Origin of the sequence: Novipirellula galeiformis (assembly GCF_007860095.1) — a bacterium.
Classification (GTDB): domain Bacteria; phylum Planctomycetota; class Planctomycetia; order Pirellulales; family Pirellulaceae; genus Novipirellula; species Novipirellula galeiformis.
This window is the reverse complement of record NZ_SJPT01000004.1, coordinates 1-16,733: the sequence shown is the minus strand read 5'-3', so window position 1 is coordinate 16,733 and position 16,733 is coordinate 1. Positions and strand designations below refer to the sequence as shown.

Genomic DNA, 16,733 nt, shown 5'->3' with positions numbered 1-16,733 from the left:
TAGCGGAAGCGATTGGAGGACAGCAGGGTTACTCATCGAACTTTAGCGGACTGCGTAACATGACGTGATTGTTGAATATCCCTCTGCCATCGTGGGTACTTTCTTCACGATCGGGACTTGCCGGATTAACGACCCGACCGAATTTGGCATCAAGGTTCGGCTTTCCAGACGTTGCTCCCAAATCGCTGAGTGGGACCGCGAGCATCGTAATCCACTTTCCATCGAGAGCCAGGTGCGTGACTTCCGTCGCGTTATTCCACGGGACTTCCGTGTTCCAGTTCTTTAAGAGGTAGGTTCCGCCATCTGGCCCCACCGCGAAATAGAAGGTGTCGTTGCCTGAGCGAAGAACGATTTCGACGCGATCATGCTGTGGAAAAGCACTGGTTCTCGTAGGTGACTTCCCAGGTTTCGCAAGCTCGTTGAAGGCGTCGATTTTAAAATACAACGTTTCCTTATCTCGCATTATGGCGATCGTAGTTTTGTGTTCGGGAGTCCGATCTTCTAGAAGTGGTTGCCAGTTCGAAATCCGCTGGAAGTCACCGATCTCATATGCCTTGTACCAATGCGGAGATTCGTACTGGTTCCATTGCTCGGTCGATTCGGGAACCAGAGGAGCGGGCAACCGGCTCAGGTCCGCCGCAAACATGTCAAACTTTGCGAGCGTTCGCTCTATCAACTTCTGTGACCTGGGATCGGATGCCGTTGTATGTGCTTGGACCAGCAACTCTCTCAGCCGTTTTTCCAGGCCTGGATTGACAATGAAATCCTCGAACATTTTTCTGGCCGCCGTGTGGCAGTTTACGGTTGTGGGATTCGACGCGTCGTGCCAGGAATCGTTGATCAACTTGTAGAACTCTCGCATCGATGGTGCGGCATCCCGATAGGTCCGCTGGATGTAGTCATCTCGCAGAGCGGCCGGATCCTGATCCGGATTCCACTGAAGTTTGGCGATGATCCATTTTTCGATGCCCTCTACATCCCATTGGTTAAGTTCGCCGGTATCGCTGGGATGCCCTTCATTGTGAGCGTGGATTCCGCCCATCGCTGCAAGCGCTTTGTAGTCGGGGCCAGCCGTATCGGCCAACGCGTTGAAGCCACCGGCATAGTAGTATCCGAAGAAGCCGAACTTCACGTCTTGCTCTTCACTCCACTGACGCATTCGCCTGCTCCAAACCGCTCCGCGTTCGGTCTTCTGGTCGAGAATCGGATAGCGTTCGTCTTTGGTGGGATAGGCTGCGAAGTGGGGGACGATGGCGGGGTGAAGTTTAACCTTGGGCGGCTCAGCAGCAAAAATGTACGCATGGGTGTGCAGTTCGATTTGTGGGTTATCTTTGACAAGGTCTTCCGCCATTCGATTGAGCATCATGTAGTTGCGGGTCGAAAAGAACAGCGGGTCCGCAACGCTGCTGGTTGATTTTGCGGACAATAGTGTGCCGTCCGCCAATTCAATGGGCTTCATGCATTCAAGGCAGTTACAAACTTCCCAGTTGTCTCCGACTCGCGAGATCAGGAACTCGAGTTGCTTGCCCGGAACGCTGCTGAGCATCTCGCGGGCAGTGTCGGCCATGACCTCCGGTACATCGCGGTGCGTGTAGCACGGCTGACGCCAAAGGTTGCGGAGGCGGTTGCCGTTGACCAGTGGGTACAGCGTTTCGTCTTCTTGTTCCAGCCCCATGAACTTCCAAATGTACCCGCCACCTTCGCCGATGATCGCTCCCGAACGCCAACGCAAATACGGGAACCCTTTGCCCAATTTCAATGGTGAGTTGCCGCCGTTGCGGCCAATCCAGTCCTGACTCAATGCCGGGTTGGGGTCTCCGCCATGAAAATTCAGTTCGCGAATCTTGAACGCTGGTCGAGAGCGAAAATCCGTCTCAACGAATTTGACTTCGGGAACGTTCGAGAAGATCGCGGCGAATTCGGGATGAGGACGCGGCCAAATGATGTCCGTGTTTTTTTCCAGCAACGCGTAAACACCAAACAGAGTGCCACGCGGATGACTTCCGAATACATAAATATGCTTGCCATCACGGCGCACCGCGTATCCGTCGGAGTCGGATAGGTACTTCAAATCGTCAGAATATTTGGCTGCCCAGGCAGACCCCAAAAAGATTTTTGTGTTGTCGGCACGGGACGGTTTGGCCAGAAGTCGAAGTCGTTTCCCAGTGATCTCGCGGATCCAATGCTGGAGCTCTCGGGCGGCATATTCTTCCCGTGGATCGCATCGACCGCGAAGGATGATCTCAGCCGCTAATTGCGGAACTTCGGCGTTTGCCCGCGGTGCGCTATCATCGACACGTTTCAACCCCACCGCGGTGATCGTCTTGGTGCGGTAGGCGGGGATGTGGTCAAAGCTTGTCTTGTAAAGCAACCTCAGATAGGCCGCAGCTTCGGGTGTTGTAAATTCACGCTTTCGATCATACGGGCGCGGCGTCAGAAGCCGCATGTCGGAGTCGTACGCCAAGACGTACCCAGGGATGGTTGAACCGGACGTAAACTGATAACGAGCGCCCGCTTCGATCGGTATCTGATCGGTCAGCGCATACCCATTGTGTTCGATCTTCAGGGCCGTCGTGCCGTTGACCTCGACGAAACGCGTGTTGTTGTGTTCCGACCAACCCGAATAGTTGCCTGGGCCCGCGGAGAAATCGCCGTTGACCAATAACGCATCGGGATCGATTGGCTCGAGCTTCACGTCGCTGACTTGAGGGGGTTGTCCGTCAAAACGAACCGAAAATTCTAGCGTTTTGGCTCCAGGAGGCGTGCGAAAGGAGTGAGTGTAGGAGGTGGTGCCCGACCCGAATTTCTGCCATTCGTATTCGTAGCAGCCTGCGTGAGGAATTTCGCCGTCGTGATCGATACTGTGCAGAAGCCACTCCGCCATTTCGCTACCAGCCTGTGCCGTGAATGTGAGTCGGTAGCAGGATTCCGACTCGACGGGAAGCTTTTCAACAACGACTTCGTCCGCCAGTGTCCCTGCGATGCTCAGAGCAAGTAGCAATGCGATCAACGCGGCTGCTTTGGATGTGTGGAACGAGTGAGTTGTGTTTATCATTTTGCGGGACCAAGGGGGGCGTTCTTATAATGGTTCACGATTGAGCACAGTCGATCGTTTTGATCGACGCACAAGGAAGCGTTCTCCGTTAGCGGATTTCTTGTGCTTTGCATCTTTCCTGAAGAAAACCTGCAATGCCCTTTGCAAGGCCAGCGCCAACCGATTCGTAACCCTTCGTCGTGCTGCGAGAGAGATTCCACGGTGTTTCGAGGCAAACCGCAATCGCGTCTTCATTGCCATGCTGAGTCACCCAGGTTCGAGACATTCGATGCCAAAGCGGGTGGTAGCCGGGGCCCGAACTTCGAGTTTCGCGAGTCAGCGGGATTTCGCCGTCATAGCGATCGTGAACGACGTCAAGAAATCGGTCTCGTTGCGAACGTCGCGCTGACGATAGTACATCGTTTGATGCGACATAAAAGAATGCGGTGCCATCGTTGGGGCTGGGATTATGGAGGTCGACAAATACCGCGAGTCGATTGTCATCGCTCCACGCTCGGACTTTCTTCTGGACGGCGGCAATCTCTGGGTAGTGCGGACGATCTGACCAGTCGCGATTGTGATCATGCGGTATCGATTCCTTCCCGCCGTCTCCCGTAGCGGCGCGGTCGACATCCAAGATTGGAACGACGTAGACTTCGGTGTTGCTACGAACCCAGGCTGCATCCTCTGAACCGCCGACAAGCCACTGGACGATCCCACGGGCCACCCAACTCGATCCGCTTTCCCATGCATGTTGCCTCGCGTGAAGCCAGATGACCGGGCGGGTACGGTCACTGTCATCGCCGGATGCAACACGGACGCCACGCACTTCTCGCCCCTCGAGAGTCTTCGCCAACACAAATGTGCGAACGGAATCGTGCTTTGCCGCGACCTGATCCATCCATCCATTTAGCGCGGTAGGTGTCGCGGGTGGGCCCCAGGCAATCCACAATTCGCTGCCCGGTGATTTCAACTCGTAGGTGATTCCTGTGCCATCTCGCTTACCCGCCGGCGTTCGGTTCCATGTCTTGCCATCGGAGGACCACGTGGCTTGACTGGGCAAAGCCCACGAGCCGTCCAGTGGCTTCCCTGCTCCTGCTACTCCATTCGGAAGAATCTGACTGGGGGCAAACACGCTGACCTTGAGTGCTTGATTATGGGTCAAACCACTCACACGAAAAAACCACCAAGCCGGCCATCCTCGCGTCGGATCGCCGTCAGGCATAATGCTGATGTGACCGTTCTTTTGATCAATCTCAAGGACGCGCGCCGAGCCTCCTTCAAAGTCCGCATCAACGACGAGTTGGGGTGCGTTGTTGATCGGATCAGCACTCGCGACGCTCCCCAGTGCAAGTAGACAGACCGAGATGAGGCTCGTGAGCGTCGAGGGGAATTGCATGGCGGGATAAACTTTGGGGGGAGATGGAGAAACGAAGTTTGGTGATGCATCCATGAGTTTTAGTCTTGATCGATTCTTCGATTTTTCAGCTTGAAGTCGGGGAAATCGACGGGGCTGCTGTCGTTGGCGACGGAAGGTTCACTCGATGCCGTGATGTCGCTCCAGACATCCGTGTCGAAAACATCCGAATCAGGCTTTGCCATGGTCAGACCTCAACGCGATAGGTGACGGCGAGTGGATAATCCATCGATTCAGAATGCGACCCTGAGTTAACCAGCGATAGGTCAACATCAGAGTCGCGTTTGTTTTCCCCGTCGCGGATCGTTCGTATACAGCATACCGACAATCCTGTAAGCAGGGAGGCAGGAATGATTGGGTGAAACCCCATCAGCCCCGCTTGAACCGTTTGAACCGTTTGAACCGCTTGAACCGCTTGAACCGTGGCTAACGCCAAAACGGCTAATCTACCGAAAGATTCCTGCGTACCTGCTTAGCGAAGTCAAAATGCGGAGCTGTGGACCGCTCGATCGTCACCTTTCGACGATCAACCCAATGGCTGGTCCCGTCGATGTTGAGTTGCAAATTGACCATGATTTGGTTGGGTGCCGAGTGCGTCAACGCAACGGACTTGCGATCGTAACCGGGCATCAGATACGGATCAGAGGGAACATCGGCGTTCACATCGGTGTTGAACCATCGTCCGCAATGCCTAACCGGTTTACCGCATTTTCAGGCGTGCTGCTGACACCTAAGAGAGCCTTGTCGGTGAAGTGTGTCGTCGCGGCTAGGGTCGGCACGGTGCACGAGTGAACCTGCTCGGTTTCTTGTCGGTGTAACCAGGCAGCTAAGCTTGCCATCGGAATGCTGAAGGGTTGTCTGCGGCGTGGTCGAGCAGTAAGCCGCTCGTTTTTTCCCTCGCAAATACGATCGGTTCTCGCTCACCTATTCGCTGGATTACCGGTTAGAATGAAACGCATGCATGCTGGGGAGCGAGACGCCCACTAGCATGCGGCAAACACACCTGGCAAGCCGTTCTCTGTCTCACTCCCCCCCGCTAAAAATATGACCCACCGACGCAACTTCCTATCCACCACGTTGGCCGCCGGCGCGGCGACCCTGGCGGCACCTTACTTCGTTTCCTCCAAGGCTCTCGGGGCTGACGATGGGGTCGCGGCATCCGAGCGAATCACGCTGGGGGTGATCGGGATCGGCCCCCGTTGTACCTACGATTTAAAAGCGATCTTGAAGCTCAAAGACGTACAGTGCGTTGCGATCGCGGATGTGCAACAGTCGCGACGTGATGCAGGTAAGAAATTGGTCGACGACCATTATGGGAATCAAGACTGCAGGCTGTATCAAGACTTTCGGGACTTGCTTGCGAGAGATGATATTGATGCGGTCCTGATTGCAACGGGCGATCGTTGGCATGCTGCTGCGTCCATCTTGGCTGCGGAAGCGGGGAAAGATGTCTATAGCGAGAAACCTTGCGGGATCACCATTCGCGATTGCCAAATGATTGACGATACATTCCGGCGGACGGGGCGAATATTCCAAGCGGGCACGCAGCGACGCAGTGTGCCGAATTTTGTCCAGGCCGTGCAGGTGGCGCAGTCAGGGAAGCTCGGTCAGCTGCAGGAATTGCAAGCGACTGCCTATTTGCCGACCTTGGACAACTCTTGGTTGCCCGCCGAACCGACGCCGGACAATGCCGTTTGCAACTGGAACTTGTGGCTGGGGCCGGCAGCCTGGCGACCGTTCAACCAAAAGTACGTCGATGGCGGTTGGCGTGGTCAGTACGACTTTGATAGTGGGGCACGTTTGCTGGACTGGGGCGCGCATACGCTAGACCTTTGCCAATGGGCCGCCCGCGCCGACGATACGATGCCCGTCAAATACGAACCATCGCAAACGGCAATTACCTGTACCTATGCGGACGGTGTTCGATTGGTCCTGGATTTCTTAGAGACTCCTTTTGGTGATCGCAGCCCTCGTTGGCTCACTCGTCTGGGGACCTGCCCCGTGCGATTTATCGGTGACGAAGGTTCCGTCGAAACAGGCGATGAAGGCGAGATCGTGGCATCGTCGCCGGCACTACAAAAAGAACTGGCATCGATCCAACGCGTGCGTGGTTTGGACGTAACGGCGCATGCTCGGAACTTTTTCGATTGCATCAAAAGCCGAGAACAAACGACGTGCAACGCAACCGTGATGCGACGGTCGCATGTTGCCTGTCACGCGGCGGCGCTTGCCTGGATCTTGAACCGGACGCTCGTCATCGATCCTGAAACGGAAACGTTCCAAGACGACGATGAAGCCAATCGCCTGCGGCAACGTGAAAAGCGAGACTGGGCGTAGGCTGATTGGGCAACCGGTTCCGGCTTAATGCGTGGCTGGCGTGATCACGGCTGAAACCTTCTCTTCATTTCCCTCAAACCCGATGGCGGCACGAGAGAGCTCGGAATTCCAAACTTGCTCGATCGCGTCATCCAAACCGCCATTATGTTAGTCCTCACGCCGATCTTCGATCCGGGATTTTCTGGATTTTCGGAAAAAGTTTCGGTTATCGACCTTATCGCTCGGCGCAAGATGCAGCCAAGCAGGTACAGAAGATCATGCGCAGCGGTCGACGCCGATGCGTCGATATGGATCTGTCCAAATTCTTTGACCGAGTCCAGCATGACGTGTTAATGGCACGGGTGAGCCGCAAGGTTCGCGACAAACGATTGCTCCAATTGATCGGACGCTGCCTGCGCTTTCGGAGTCACGATCGATGGAGTATGTCAACCAAGCGAAGAAGGAACGAGGTAAGGAGGTCCGTTGTCACCACTACTTTCCAACATCTATTTGGATGATCTGGGCAAGGAACTGGAGCGACGCGGATTGTCTTTCGTGCGCTATGCTGACGACTGTGCGCCAGGCAATGTGTGTGCGAGATGAGGGTAGGTCCCTCGCAGCCGGTCTGCGGAGGCAGGCTGCAAACCACCGTAAGCGGCTGTGGCCAAAAGCCATGGTCGTGAGCGTTACGGAAAAGGCGAGGCTTGACCTTGTCAGGTAGGAAACGGAAAGACGAATGCAAATGAACCACTGATGACCCGTCGAAAGCGTAGGAACGACGTCAAAACTGGGAGGTAGTCGTTAACCCAGGATGAGTGCTGAAGGTGATCCGCTTACTGTCAGCACGGCGTCCGGCGTAAAGGTGGCGTGAATCCGTTTCAGGCTCGTGTGTGTAACCTGGGAACCTAACGCCTCGATGTTTGTGACTCGTCGTCACAGAAAGGGAGAAGTCCAAGTGGCAGCCCCACAAGGACCTGAGTACCAATGCGAGGCGCAGGGGCGGACTGGTCTGTAGTAGTGTTGAAGCATCTGTAATGGGTGTGGAGCGAAGGGACCAGATTGTCCAGCCAATGAATTGAACCAACTATCAAAGGAGGAGTTCATGACAGAAGCAAAGCCGTATGTGATTTCCAAGCACGTCGTTTGGGAAGCGTACAAAAGAGTGAAGGCGAATCGTGGAGCGGCCGGAGTGGACGGACAGTCGCTGGCGGACTTCGAGAAGGACTTGAAGGGAAATCTCTACAAGCTCTGGAATCGAATGTCGTCGGGCAGTTACTTTCCACCACCGGTTCGCCTCGTGGAGATTCCCAAAGCAGGCACGGATCAGACTCGACCGCTGGGCATTCCGACCGTTTCGGATCGGATCGCGCAGATGGTTGTGAAGCTGGTGCTCGAACCGCAGGTCGAACCGCACTTTCACGCTGACTCGTACGGGTATCGTCCTGGCAAGTCGGCGTTGGACGCCGTGGGGATAACACGCCAACGTTGTTGGCGTCGCAGCTGGGTGATTGATTTGGACATCAAAGGCTTCTTTGATAATCTCGATTGGAACTTGGTCATGCGTGCAGTACGGCATCACACTGATGTACCGTGGATTCTACTTTACGTAGAACGCTGGTTGCGAGCTCAAGTGCAACACGCGGATGGGCGCCTGGATGAAAGAACGAAAGGATCGCCGCAAGGGTCTGTGATCAGTCCCTTGTTGTCGAATCTGTTCATGCATTACGCGTTCGATGAATGGCTGCGGCGTAACTTCCCAGACGTTCAATTCGCTCGCTATGCCGACGATGCTGTCGTGCACGCTCGAAGCCTCGCTGAGGCCGAAGGGCTGCTCGCAGCAATTCGGAAGCGTCTGGCAGAATGCCACTTGGAACTTCACCCTGTGAAAACCAAGATCGTGTACTGCAAAGACGACGACCGACGCGGCACGCATGAACACACCTCGTTCGACTTCTTGGGATATACGTTTCGTCCTCGTCGCGCCAAGAATCGGAGAGGCAAGCTGTTTGTCAGCTTCCTTCCCGGTGTGAGCAACAAGGCGGCGAACTCGATCCGGGCAACGATTCGTTCGTGGCGGATTGGTTCGACACGCAACAACCAGAGCTTAGAGGACATTGCTAAGTTCGTTAATCCTTTTGTACGTGGCTGGGTGAACTATTACGGTCGGTACTATCCGTCTGCATTAACACCCACCTTGCGGAGCCTAGAACGCAGTCTTGTGTACTGGGTACGCCGCAAGTTTAAGCCACTGCGCTACCATCAACGCAACGCAGTGCATTGGTTGGGCCGTGTTGCTCAACGTGAACCGCATCTGTTTGCGTTATGGTCGCACGGAATTCGTCCTGCGTCTGGATGATAAGAGCCGGATGAGCCGAGAGGTTCACGTCCGGTTCTGTGAGGGCCTGGGGGTGCGATTCCCCCGGGCTACTCGACTTGTGATCTTCGTAAAGTCGGATGCGGCCGCGCATCGAGTTTACGCGAGCGTCGAGCGATTTCTGACACTGACGTTGAAACTACATGTCAATCACGACAAACGCAGCGTCTGTAAGACGCAAGTGCTTGAGTACGTAGGCTACGAATTCCGTGGCTATGGCGGACCGTTTCGCGTGAGTCGAAAGAAGCTTGATGCCTTCAAACGGAGTGTCTCGGAAATCTTTCGTAGGAACCGCGGCATATCGATGAAGAAGCGTTTTGCGGAGTTTCGTTCTTATGCGATTGGTTGGCTTGGGTATTTCCAGTTGGACCAAGTCAAGACAACTTTCAGTACGCTCGACAAGTGGCTTCGGCGACGCGTTCGAGCATGTTACTCAAAGCAGTGGAGGAAGCCGAAAACTCGGCGTCGCAACCTGATGTCGTTCGGCTTGTCGTACCGGGACGCCCGGCCGTTCGCGTTTAGCGGCAAAGGGGCATGGCGTCTTGCCAAGACGTCAGGAGTCCAGCGTGCGCTATCGAACGAATACCTGAACAGTGAGGGTTTACCCGAGTCTAGCAGAGCGTTGGCAACAGCTTGCATCCTCGCGACGAACCGCCCGCGTAGCGGACCCGCATGCTAGGTGGTGTGGGAGGGGCGCCGGAGCAATCCGGCCCCCTATCCCGATGCGATGGTTATCCGTTCGGTGATGGCATAGTCCGGACGAACCAATCCGCCCGATCGGACGCGGCGTGACGCAAGCCATAGAACGAAGGAACACCATCATCAGAAGCAAAGACAACAACGTAAGGAAATCGGTCAACCAGTGCGCCACGGAAATCACCGCCGATCCGACCAAATGAGTCAGGGCGATCGACGACATTGCGAATCGCAGACCGCACGTTAGCCCGGAAGCGGTTGCCAAGCGTGGAAGCGATAGAATCGTAGTGAGAACAAGCAGTAGCCAAGTCGACGGCGAAGAATGGATGGTAGCGCTCAGTCGCCATCGACACGCCGCCACACTTCGTCAGCGTCAATTGCGATAGAAGGGTCCGCAAGCATTTCGTCACGCCGGCGTTGCATTTCGGCAAGCTCGTCGGGCGGTAGCGTTAGCGGAGCCGAAGAAGCCAAGTCGTCCCAGAGTTGCGTTACGATCGCGAGCTTCTGGTCGGGCGGTAGAGAACGAAGTGATTCTTGCAGGGTCATGGTTGCGTCCTGTAATGGAGGAGCGTTCATTGTACCACGCTAAATTCCCGTGGCGAATAGGCGGAAAACGCAACGGAAACGTGAGATCCTACGTCAGTGGGCTAACACGGACACATCCAGTCGGGCGAACGCCAGCGATAACCGGGGAAGGGTGATCGTAGCGGAGGCGGGTACAATGCCGAAGGCAACCCGCCGTAGCGGAGAGCACACTTCCTCCGGTTCATCGCAATCGTTATCCGCTGTTGCGAGGCAGGTAACGTATTGCGATCTCAGCAAACGGGGTGAATCCGTCCCGCTTCTCCCCTTCAAGCAGCAGGAGAACCAGTTCATGCTCGGCCTGGTCTTTGTCATCTGCCCGGAGGTTCATCGGACGAAGCGACCTCACGCCACCATTCGCGTCCTTCAGTGGACGAGGAATTAGACTGCCAGAACCCGTCGTTGCATTCCCGAATTTACACTGCACACGCATGTCAACTCTGTCGTCACCCTGGAACAATGCGTGAGGTGCAAAACCATCTTCCGGCATGAAACTCAGCAGTAGTTCGAAATCCTCGTATCCGCGATCTGCTTCGAAAGCGTAGCTTGCTATGACTTTCATCTCTGAATCATTAGTTGGTTTTTCCCGAAGGATTACCTCAAACTGTGGCGATCGAACAGGGAGCTTAAATTTATATAAATCCAACCCGAGAGTATGAGCAACATCGCCACCATTCGGAAGCAACTGTTGGACGACGGACGAACGCTCCTGAGCATTAACTGTGAATGCTAGCGATGCAAAAACGAGCGGCAGAAGTAGTTTAGCGACATTCATGGAAGATCCTTCGATAAGAGCTAAGTCGGATAACGACCCGCATCACGGGGCGGCAGGAGTTGACGTTGATTTTAAAAACGCTGGCGACCGCCGCTCCCGTGCCTGTACGCCCAGCATGGGCGTGATCTTGTGGGGTGCAAGTCCCCTGTACTTAGTTCCGGTTTCTTTCAAGGAGTCAGTATACCAAATGAAATTCTAACGAAAGAGAGTACGAGGCGAATTGCCAGGAAGACGCGGCAACTGCGCCGGAGGTGACAATCCGTGGGGAGGAAGCCTGCGAATGTGTCCCTAAATCTGGTTAGCCGCCGAGAACAGTTCCAGTTCAACGATAACCGAATCGGACGAGCTTCAAAGCTAAAACCGTCGTCAGACACATTCACGCCAAGACCCGCCAGGTTACGTACAGAAACCACATAGAGGCCGATGACTCGCGGTGAGTGGGCATGTGACCACGAAACCGAACCGGAAGAGTGAGCATAGGTAGATGTGGCACTTGGGCGGGGACAGATCACGATCTTAACTGTGGAGATCCAGTAGGCGTACCTGGGAGTAGGGCTTGCCCGAAAGCCAGGGCCGTGCATTGGAAAGTTACTCGGTGCCAACTGGAAGTCAGCAGAGGGCATCGTAGTTGTCCCACGCGGTCAGCGAAGGCCCGAAGGGAACGAGCAAGTACGTATTTCGGTCAACTCATTGTGGCGCTGGCTGTTGTTCAATGGCTTGAGTCGTCGTGGCAACATGACGATTTAAAACTCGTGCTCGGGCCGCCGGATGCGGACCCGCATGTCCGGTGGTGTGGGAGGGGCGCCGGAGCAATCCGGCCCCCTATCCCGATCGGATGGTTCGCCGCAATTCGTGCTACCAGAACCGCCACCACGGACGCGACGATTGTGGTTTCCGATTGCGTTCGAGCATTCGTTGGAAGCGGGTGCGTGCCGCTTCCGGAAGATGCTGGTCAGTCATTTCGGTGAATATGTTTGGAAGCAGTGCCAGTTTGACGAAGTTTTCGCTGGCGGCTTGAGACAATTCGGCATCCAGCGATTGCCAATCAGCAGACGCCAACACCGCGAATCCAGCCGTATCGCCGCCGTAAGAACACACCAACAAACGGATTTCGTAGTCTGGTTGAAGCGCGCCGTTCAAGGCGCGAATCGTGACGTCCCTATCGCCTTCATCATTTGCCAGTGGAACAGTCGTCTCGTTGCCATTACGGATGATCACAAGTGTGTCGTCCCGCCATTCGCCCCGGATCGCGATGTTGCCGAGGCAGTCAGCGCAGTACCGCACAATATCGGCATCGTCTTCGCGCCAGTCGACGGCAAAGAAATGCGGACATTCATTCTCGAAGAACGCATCGTCAATGGCACCTTCGTCGCGCTCGGTCAGCCATTGGCGAAGTGATTGTTCCATCGTGGTCTGTCTGTTGGCGAACGGTAGCGATATGCGGGCGGCGGCGCGCGAGTTAACCATTGCCAAAACGGCGACCACCGCCGCTCCGTATCATCGCATGGTTATCGCAAAACGGGAATCAGTCGTCATCAAAGTCTTCGTCAAACACCTCTAACTGATGACCATCTAATTGATCGAACAGAAAGAGCATTCCCTGGATGTGCCAAATAGCCGTGCGAACGGACGGACGCTTTTGAGCGGGATTCTCGCACCATTTCTCAATTTGCAATCGATCTTCGCGACGTTCGACTTGATCCTTGGCAGATCGAATGAAATCAAGTTGTTCTTCAGATGCAGTTTCAATTAATGGGACATGACGTCTGACCGTCGGGTCAAAGAGCGTCACGCGAGTTTCGCCACATGCCTCAACAGCGTCGCGTAGATAGTGAAACTCAGATGGCACGCGATCCCAACGAACAACCGTCATGATTCGGATCGACCTTTTAGGTTGAGATGAAGTGAAGTGTTGATCGAATTGATTGCGATAACGCCGAGCATCACGGGGACGGAGGAGACGATGTTGGTTTCAAGCCGGACAGCGCCGACGTCTCCCGTGCATGCGGATGGATATTTGGAACCGGTGAGACCGCCCCACCCGGTCATTGATCTGGAACAACGTATCACCTCATCCGTGAAGTGCCAAATCTTCGAGGGACGCCGCAAGTGATCATGCCTCGCCACACATTCATTCGTCCGAGCAACCAGCGCCACGAAGAAGCCGCTAGTCCAAATATCGGCAGAAATCACGGAGGACGGGCGAACGACTTGCAAGCAAATGAGAAAACGGACCACCCGTCCTCCCGTGCATTTCATGGTTCTGCCCTTCTAGCTTAACACATCGGCTCAGTTTTGAACGTGTGTTCGGCGTAGAGACAGCATCCCCGAGACGACCGCCCACGGTAGCATGATGAACATCACGATCGGAACTCCAGCACGGATTGCGCATCGCAAATCATCTCGATAGGTGAAGTCGGTCCGAAATGTTCCGGTCACCGGATCCACCTCGTAATTCTGCCGAATCGAATATTCAAAATAGAGCGCAAGGAAAGCCGGCAAGGCAAGTGTGAGTGACCAGAGTATTCCACGTCCAAACGCACGTGCAAGCGAAGCTTTACGTTGCGTCAATGGCAACGAGCGTGTCTCGGTCTGCGGTCCCGACCGGCTTGGAGCGTATGGATTCGTCAGCTGCGTCATAGTTGGAACAGTCGATGTGCCGACAGCGGCTTGTTCGTGGCAGAACGCCCCGGATCAGCGGGGACCGGGAGTTGAGCATCCATTCGAGAATAGCAACTACCGGTCCGCCGGTGCATCCGATGGTGCGCCACTCGTCGCATCCGCAACGAGCACAACCGATTTAGCGTTCTGCCCCGTGGACGTGGCCACAAACTCAACCGTTCCTTTCGTGAAATTGCACTCTGCCTGTGGATCTGGATCACAGTTTGTCACTACGGTCGCGTCTATCGTAACGGCAGCCACTCCAAAAGGCATATCATCGCTTAACAGCACGCGATACTTCGCAATCGTTTTACTTCCAGTGACTTGCTTCGTAGACGTGCCCGACACAACCTGACATTCGAGTCTATTGCCAGCATATGTGACGGCCTTCGTTTCGTCATGTTTGGTTTCATTCTCGAAACGCGCGGGCGCAATGAGCATGAGACGAGGCAGGAATTGGTCCCACGCCTCATCCCGAAACGGTGCGGCTTCGTTTTGACGGACCCAGACCTGCAAGGCTTTTCCGAGAGGATCAGAAAGGACATGCTCGTTCGGCGTCAGAAACCGATAAGCTTTTCGCATGGACTTGTCCGGGAGTTGCATAACGATCTCAAACCAAGAGCACGGCTGCCCTTCGGCAGCCTCGCTACCAAGTGACTTGATCGTGACGTCAATTTCGCGTTTGGTGCCGTCATCCCATTTCTCTGACATCCGATAAGTGGCCCACGAACCTTCGCTCGGCAACTGACGAAGCAGTCCATCCGAATAGGCACTCGTGGGAAGAATCATCGCGAAGGACAAGATTGAAATGAGCATTCGAAGATAGTGAAGCATTCAGCACCGTTTGAAAAGAGATTGCTTTGGCGAACGGTAGACATCACGGAGGACGCGCGGTGGACATTGATTTGGAGAACAACGGCGCCGCGTCCTTCGGTGCAATTCTTGGTTCTGGCTGTTCTTCGTGCTCGTACTCGTACTCAGCATCGCGGTACTCGTGCTCGTCAGCAGCATTGTACCGCGCGCTGGATTCGGAGACAGCGTCAGCGCGGGCGATCAGTCGCATCAGCATCGAAACAATCCGTTTGAGCGTTCGTTTCAATTCACCGTGTTGTTCGCCACCAAGCCCGTCCGTTGCGAAGAGCACATCCTGAATCGAAGCGCATTCTAATGCCGATCCGCGGGCAATATCGAGAAATCGATTTCGATCCTTGAGGCTGCGTTTGCCATTGCCTTCGGCAATGTTCAGCGGAATCGATTGTGCGGCGCGAAGCCATTGGTCGCGGGCATGACGATGAAGTCCGTTTAACTCCTTCGCGATGGCGAACGATGAAGCGACGTAATCGATCGACAGTCGGTAAACGTCGAGTCGATCGTGGTCGAAGATTGGTTCGGTCATCGGTGCCCCATTTCGAGTACGAGTACGAGTACCGGCTGCGCCTGAGTACGAGTACGATTTCTTCATTGCCAGAACGTCCGCGATAACCGAGTCGCGGCGATTGATTATCCATTGTCAAAAACGACGACTCCGCGACTCCGGTTCACGGGATTGTTCAAGTAAGCCGCTATCGCGGCGGGGTGGTTGGGTTTTTCGATCGTTAGTTTAGCAGGTGCTCACGGCGCAGGCATGTTTCCTTGTTGTTTTCTTTACCCTCTCAACAAGGTTCCACCATGGTCAACTACGACAACCTCCCTGCCGCTTCTCCCTACTTCGACGGCAAGCTCTATCAGAACATGAACGACGACCTGCAGCTCGCAGGCATGAGCAAACGCACCGTGCACGGCTATCTCCGAGCCGTTCGGCAACTCGCCGACTACTGTGAAAAACGTCCCAACCGAATCACCGAAGCCGAACTGCGGCGATATTTTCTGTACCTCAAGAACGAAAAACAATTCGCTTACGGATCGATCCGAGTAGCATTCTCTGGCATCAAGTTCTTCTACTCGCGAACCTGCAAGCGGAATTGGCAGACGCTCGCCACGATGAAGCTGCAGCGGTCCAAAACGATGCCCGAAGTACTCACCATCGAACAGGTGCACCGCATCATCGACGCCTGCCGAGTCGAGCGGATTGCAGCCTTCTTTTGGACGACCTACTCGATGGGCTTGCGGCTCGAGGAAGCTCGCAACCTGCAAGTCGGTGACATTGATTCCCAGCGGATGATGGTTCACATTCATCGAGGCAAAGGCGCCAAAGATCGCTACGTTCCACTGCCGACTTCCACACTTCACTGGCTCCGGCAACACTGGGTGACTCATCAGCATCCACGGTTCCTCTTCCCCGCCGAGGGGCGTAATCACAAACAATCGTCTACGGCCGACACCCCGATCCAGACTTCGACTTTGCAAAAGGCGATGGGCAAGATCGCGGTGGAGCTGAAGTTTACCAAGCGTGTCAGTATCCACACGCTAAGACATTCTTATGCCACGCATCTGCTCGAAGCAGGCGTCTCCTTAAAGGTCATTCAGCAGTATCTCGGTCATAGCAGCCTGCAGACTACGATGATCTACCTGCATCTGACCGACACCGCCGAGGCTAACGCCAGAGAAACGATCGAACAGATCTTTCGCAGACGTTAAGCGATGCCCACCGTTGCGAGCTGCCTCCGACAGCACGCACCGGCACTGCTGCAAGCTTTTGGCAACCGAGTGCCGCTTCCCATGCGGATCGTCCTGGATGCCATCACCCGCTGCCGCACTGGCGAGTTGGGCCGTGTCCTGATCGAATGCGAGAAGTGTCAAGCGAAGCACCTCATCGGTCGCTCGTGTGGCAATCGTCACTGCCCCAACTGCCAGAAGCACAAGACGCAGAGTTGGCTCGCCAAGCAGTCGGAACGACTGTTGCCGGTGCATCACTTCCTGGTCACTTTTACGGATCAAA

15 protein-coding genes are annotated in these 16,733 nt (G+C 55.0%); 6 read left to right on the top strand and 9 right to left on the bottom strand.

Features of this window, described 5'->3' with window-relative positions; translation table 11 throughout:
- Window positions 1-28 precede the first annotated feature (28 nt).
- The 3 genes from Pla52o_RS11070 to Pla52o_RS26855 all read right to left on the bottom strand — a co-directional run bounded on the left by Pla52o_RS11070 (window position 29) and on the right by Pla52o_RS26855 (window position 4,636).
- Complete coding sequence (locus Pla52o_RS11070) at window positions 29-3,055, bottom strand: DUF4838 domain-containing protein (protein ID WP_146594700.1); 3,027 nt, start codon at window positions 3,053-3,055, stop codon at window positions 29-31.
- Between the two features lie 88 nt (window positions 3,056-3,143).
- Window positions 3,144-4,433 carry a M14-type cytosolic carboxypeptidase gene (locus Pla52o_RS11065; protein WP_197169172.1) on the bottom strand — a complete coding sequence of 430 codons (1,290 nt, stop codon included), beginning with the start codon at window positions 4,431-4,433 and terminating at the stop codon, window positions 3,144-3,146.
- A 59-nt stretch (window positions 4,434-4,492) separates the two neighbouring features.
- Entirely contained in the window at window positions 4,493-4,636 is a 144-nt protein-coding gene (locus Pla52o_RS26855) for a hypothetical protein (protein WP_197169171.1), read from the bottom strand.
- Between the two features lie 169 nt (window positions 4,637-4,805).
- Between Pla52o_RS26855 and Pla52o_RS11060 the strand changes: the two genes are divergently transcribed.
- The 4 genes from Pla52o_RS11060 (at window position 4,806) to Pla52o_RS27770 (ending at window position 9,820) form a co-directional block, all read left to right on the top strand.
- Window positions 4,806-5,243 carry a hypothetical protein gene (locus tag Pla52o_RS11060; protein WP_146594698.1) on the top strand — a complete coding sequence of 146 codons (438 nt, stop codon included), beginning with the start codon at window positions 4,806-4,808 and terminating at the stop codon, window positions 5,241-5,243.
- A gap of 252 nt (window positions 5,244-5,495) precedes the next feature.
- A complete protein-coding gene (locus Pla52o_RS11055; RefSeq protein ID WP_146594697.1) occupies window positions 5,496-6,788 on the top strand; it encodes a Gfo/Idh/MocA family protein in 1,293 nt (430 codons plus the stop codon).
- 1,081 nt (window positions 6,789-7,869) lie between these two features.
- Window positions 7,870-9,123 (top strand): group II intron reverse transcriptase/maturase, encoded by a 1,254-nt coding sequence (ltrA, locus tag Pla52o_RS11045; RefSeq protein WP_146594696.1) that lies wholly within the window; start codon window positions 7,870-7,872, stop codon window positions 9,121-9,123.
- 10 nt (window positions 9,124-9,133) lie between these two features.
- Window positions 9,134-9,820, top strand: coding sequence for a group II intron maturase-specific domain-containing protein (locus Pla52o_RS27770; protein ID WP_315852942.1), 687 nt, complete (start codon window positions 9,134-9,136; stop codon window positions 9,818-9,820).
- A 353-nt stretch (window positions 9,821-10,173) separates the two neighbouring features.
- On the opposite strand, the gene Pla52o_RS11035 is transcribed toward Pla52o_RS27770, so the two are convergent.
- From Pla52o_RS11035 to Pla52o_RS11010, 6 genes are all read right to left on the bottom strand, one after another.
- Window positions 10,174-10,383, bottom strand: a complete 210-nt coding sequence (locus Pla52o_RS11035; RefSeq protein WP_145121246.1) for an addiction module protein — start codon at window positions 10,381-10,383, stop codon at window positions 10,174-10,176.
- A gap of 232 nt (window positions 10,384-10,615) precedes the next feature.
- Window positions 10,616-11,194, bottom strand: a complete 579-nt coding sequence (locus Pla52o_RS11030) for a hypothetical protein (protein ID WP_146594695.1) — start codon at window positions 11,192-11,194, stop codon at window positions 10,616-10,618.
- A gap of 855 nt (window positions 11,195-12,049) precedes the next feature.
- The gene (locus Pla52o_RS11025) at window positions 12,050-12,679 is read right to left on the bottom strand and encodes a hypothetical protein (RefSeq protein ID WP_146594694.1); all 630 of its coding nucleotides are present in this window, start codon (window positions 12,677-12,679) and stop codon (window positions 12,050-12,052) included.
- Window positions 12,680-12,719: 40 nt separating this feature from the next.
- Window positions 12,720-13,067 carry a hypothetical protein gene (locus tag Pla52o_RS11020; RefSeq protein ID WP_146594693.1) on the bottom strand — a complete coding sequence of 116 codons (348 nt, stop codon included), beginning with the start codon at window positions 13,065-13,067 and terminating at the stop codon, window positions 12,720-12,722.
- A gap of 863 nt (window positions 13,068-13,930) precedes the next feature.
- Entirely contained in the window at window positions 13,931-14,689 is a 759-nt protein-coding gene (locus tag Pla52o_RS11015) for a hypothetical protein (RefSeq protein ID WP_146594692.1), read from the bottom strand.
- Window positions 14,690-14,732: 43 nt separating this feature from the next.
- Window positions 14,733-15,251, bottom strand: a complete 519-nt coding sequence (locus tag Pla52o_RS11010) for a four helix bundle protein (RefSeq protein WP_146594691.1) — start codon at window positions 15,249-15,251, stop codon at window positions 14,733-14,735.
- Between the two features lie 272 nt (window positions 15,252-15,523).
- Here Pla52o_RS11010 and Pla52o_RS11005 point away from each other — a divergent pair, with 272 nt between their 5' ends.
- Together Pla52o_RS11005 and Pla52o_RS11000 are read left to right on the top strand one after the other, a co-directional pair.
- Window positions 15,524-16,432, top strand: coding sequence for a site-specific integrase (locus Pla52o_RS11005; protein ID WP_146594690.1), 909 nt, complete (start codon window positions 15,524-15,526; stop codon window positions 16,430-16,432).
- A 3-nt stretch (window positions 16,433-16,435) separates the two neighbouring features.
- The coding region (locus tag Pla52o_RS11000) for a transposase zinc-binding domain-containing protein (protein ID WP_197169169.1) at window positions 16,436-16,733 on the top strand (298 nt) is incomplete at its 3' end.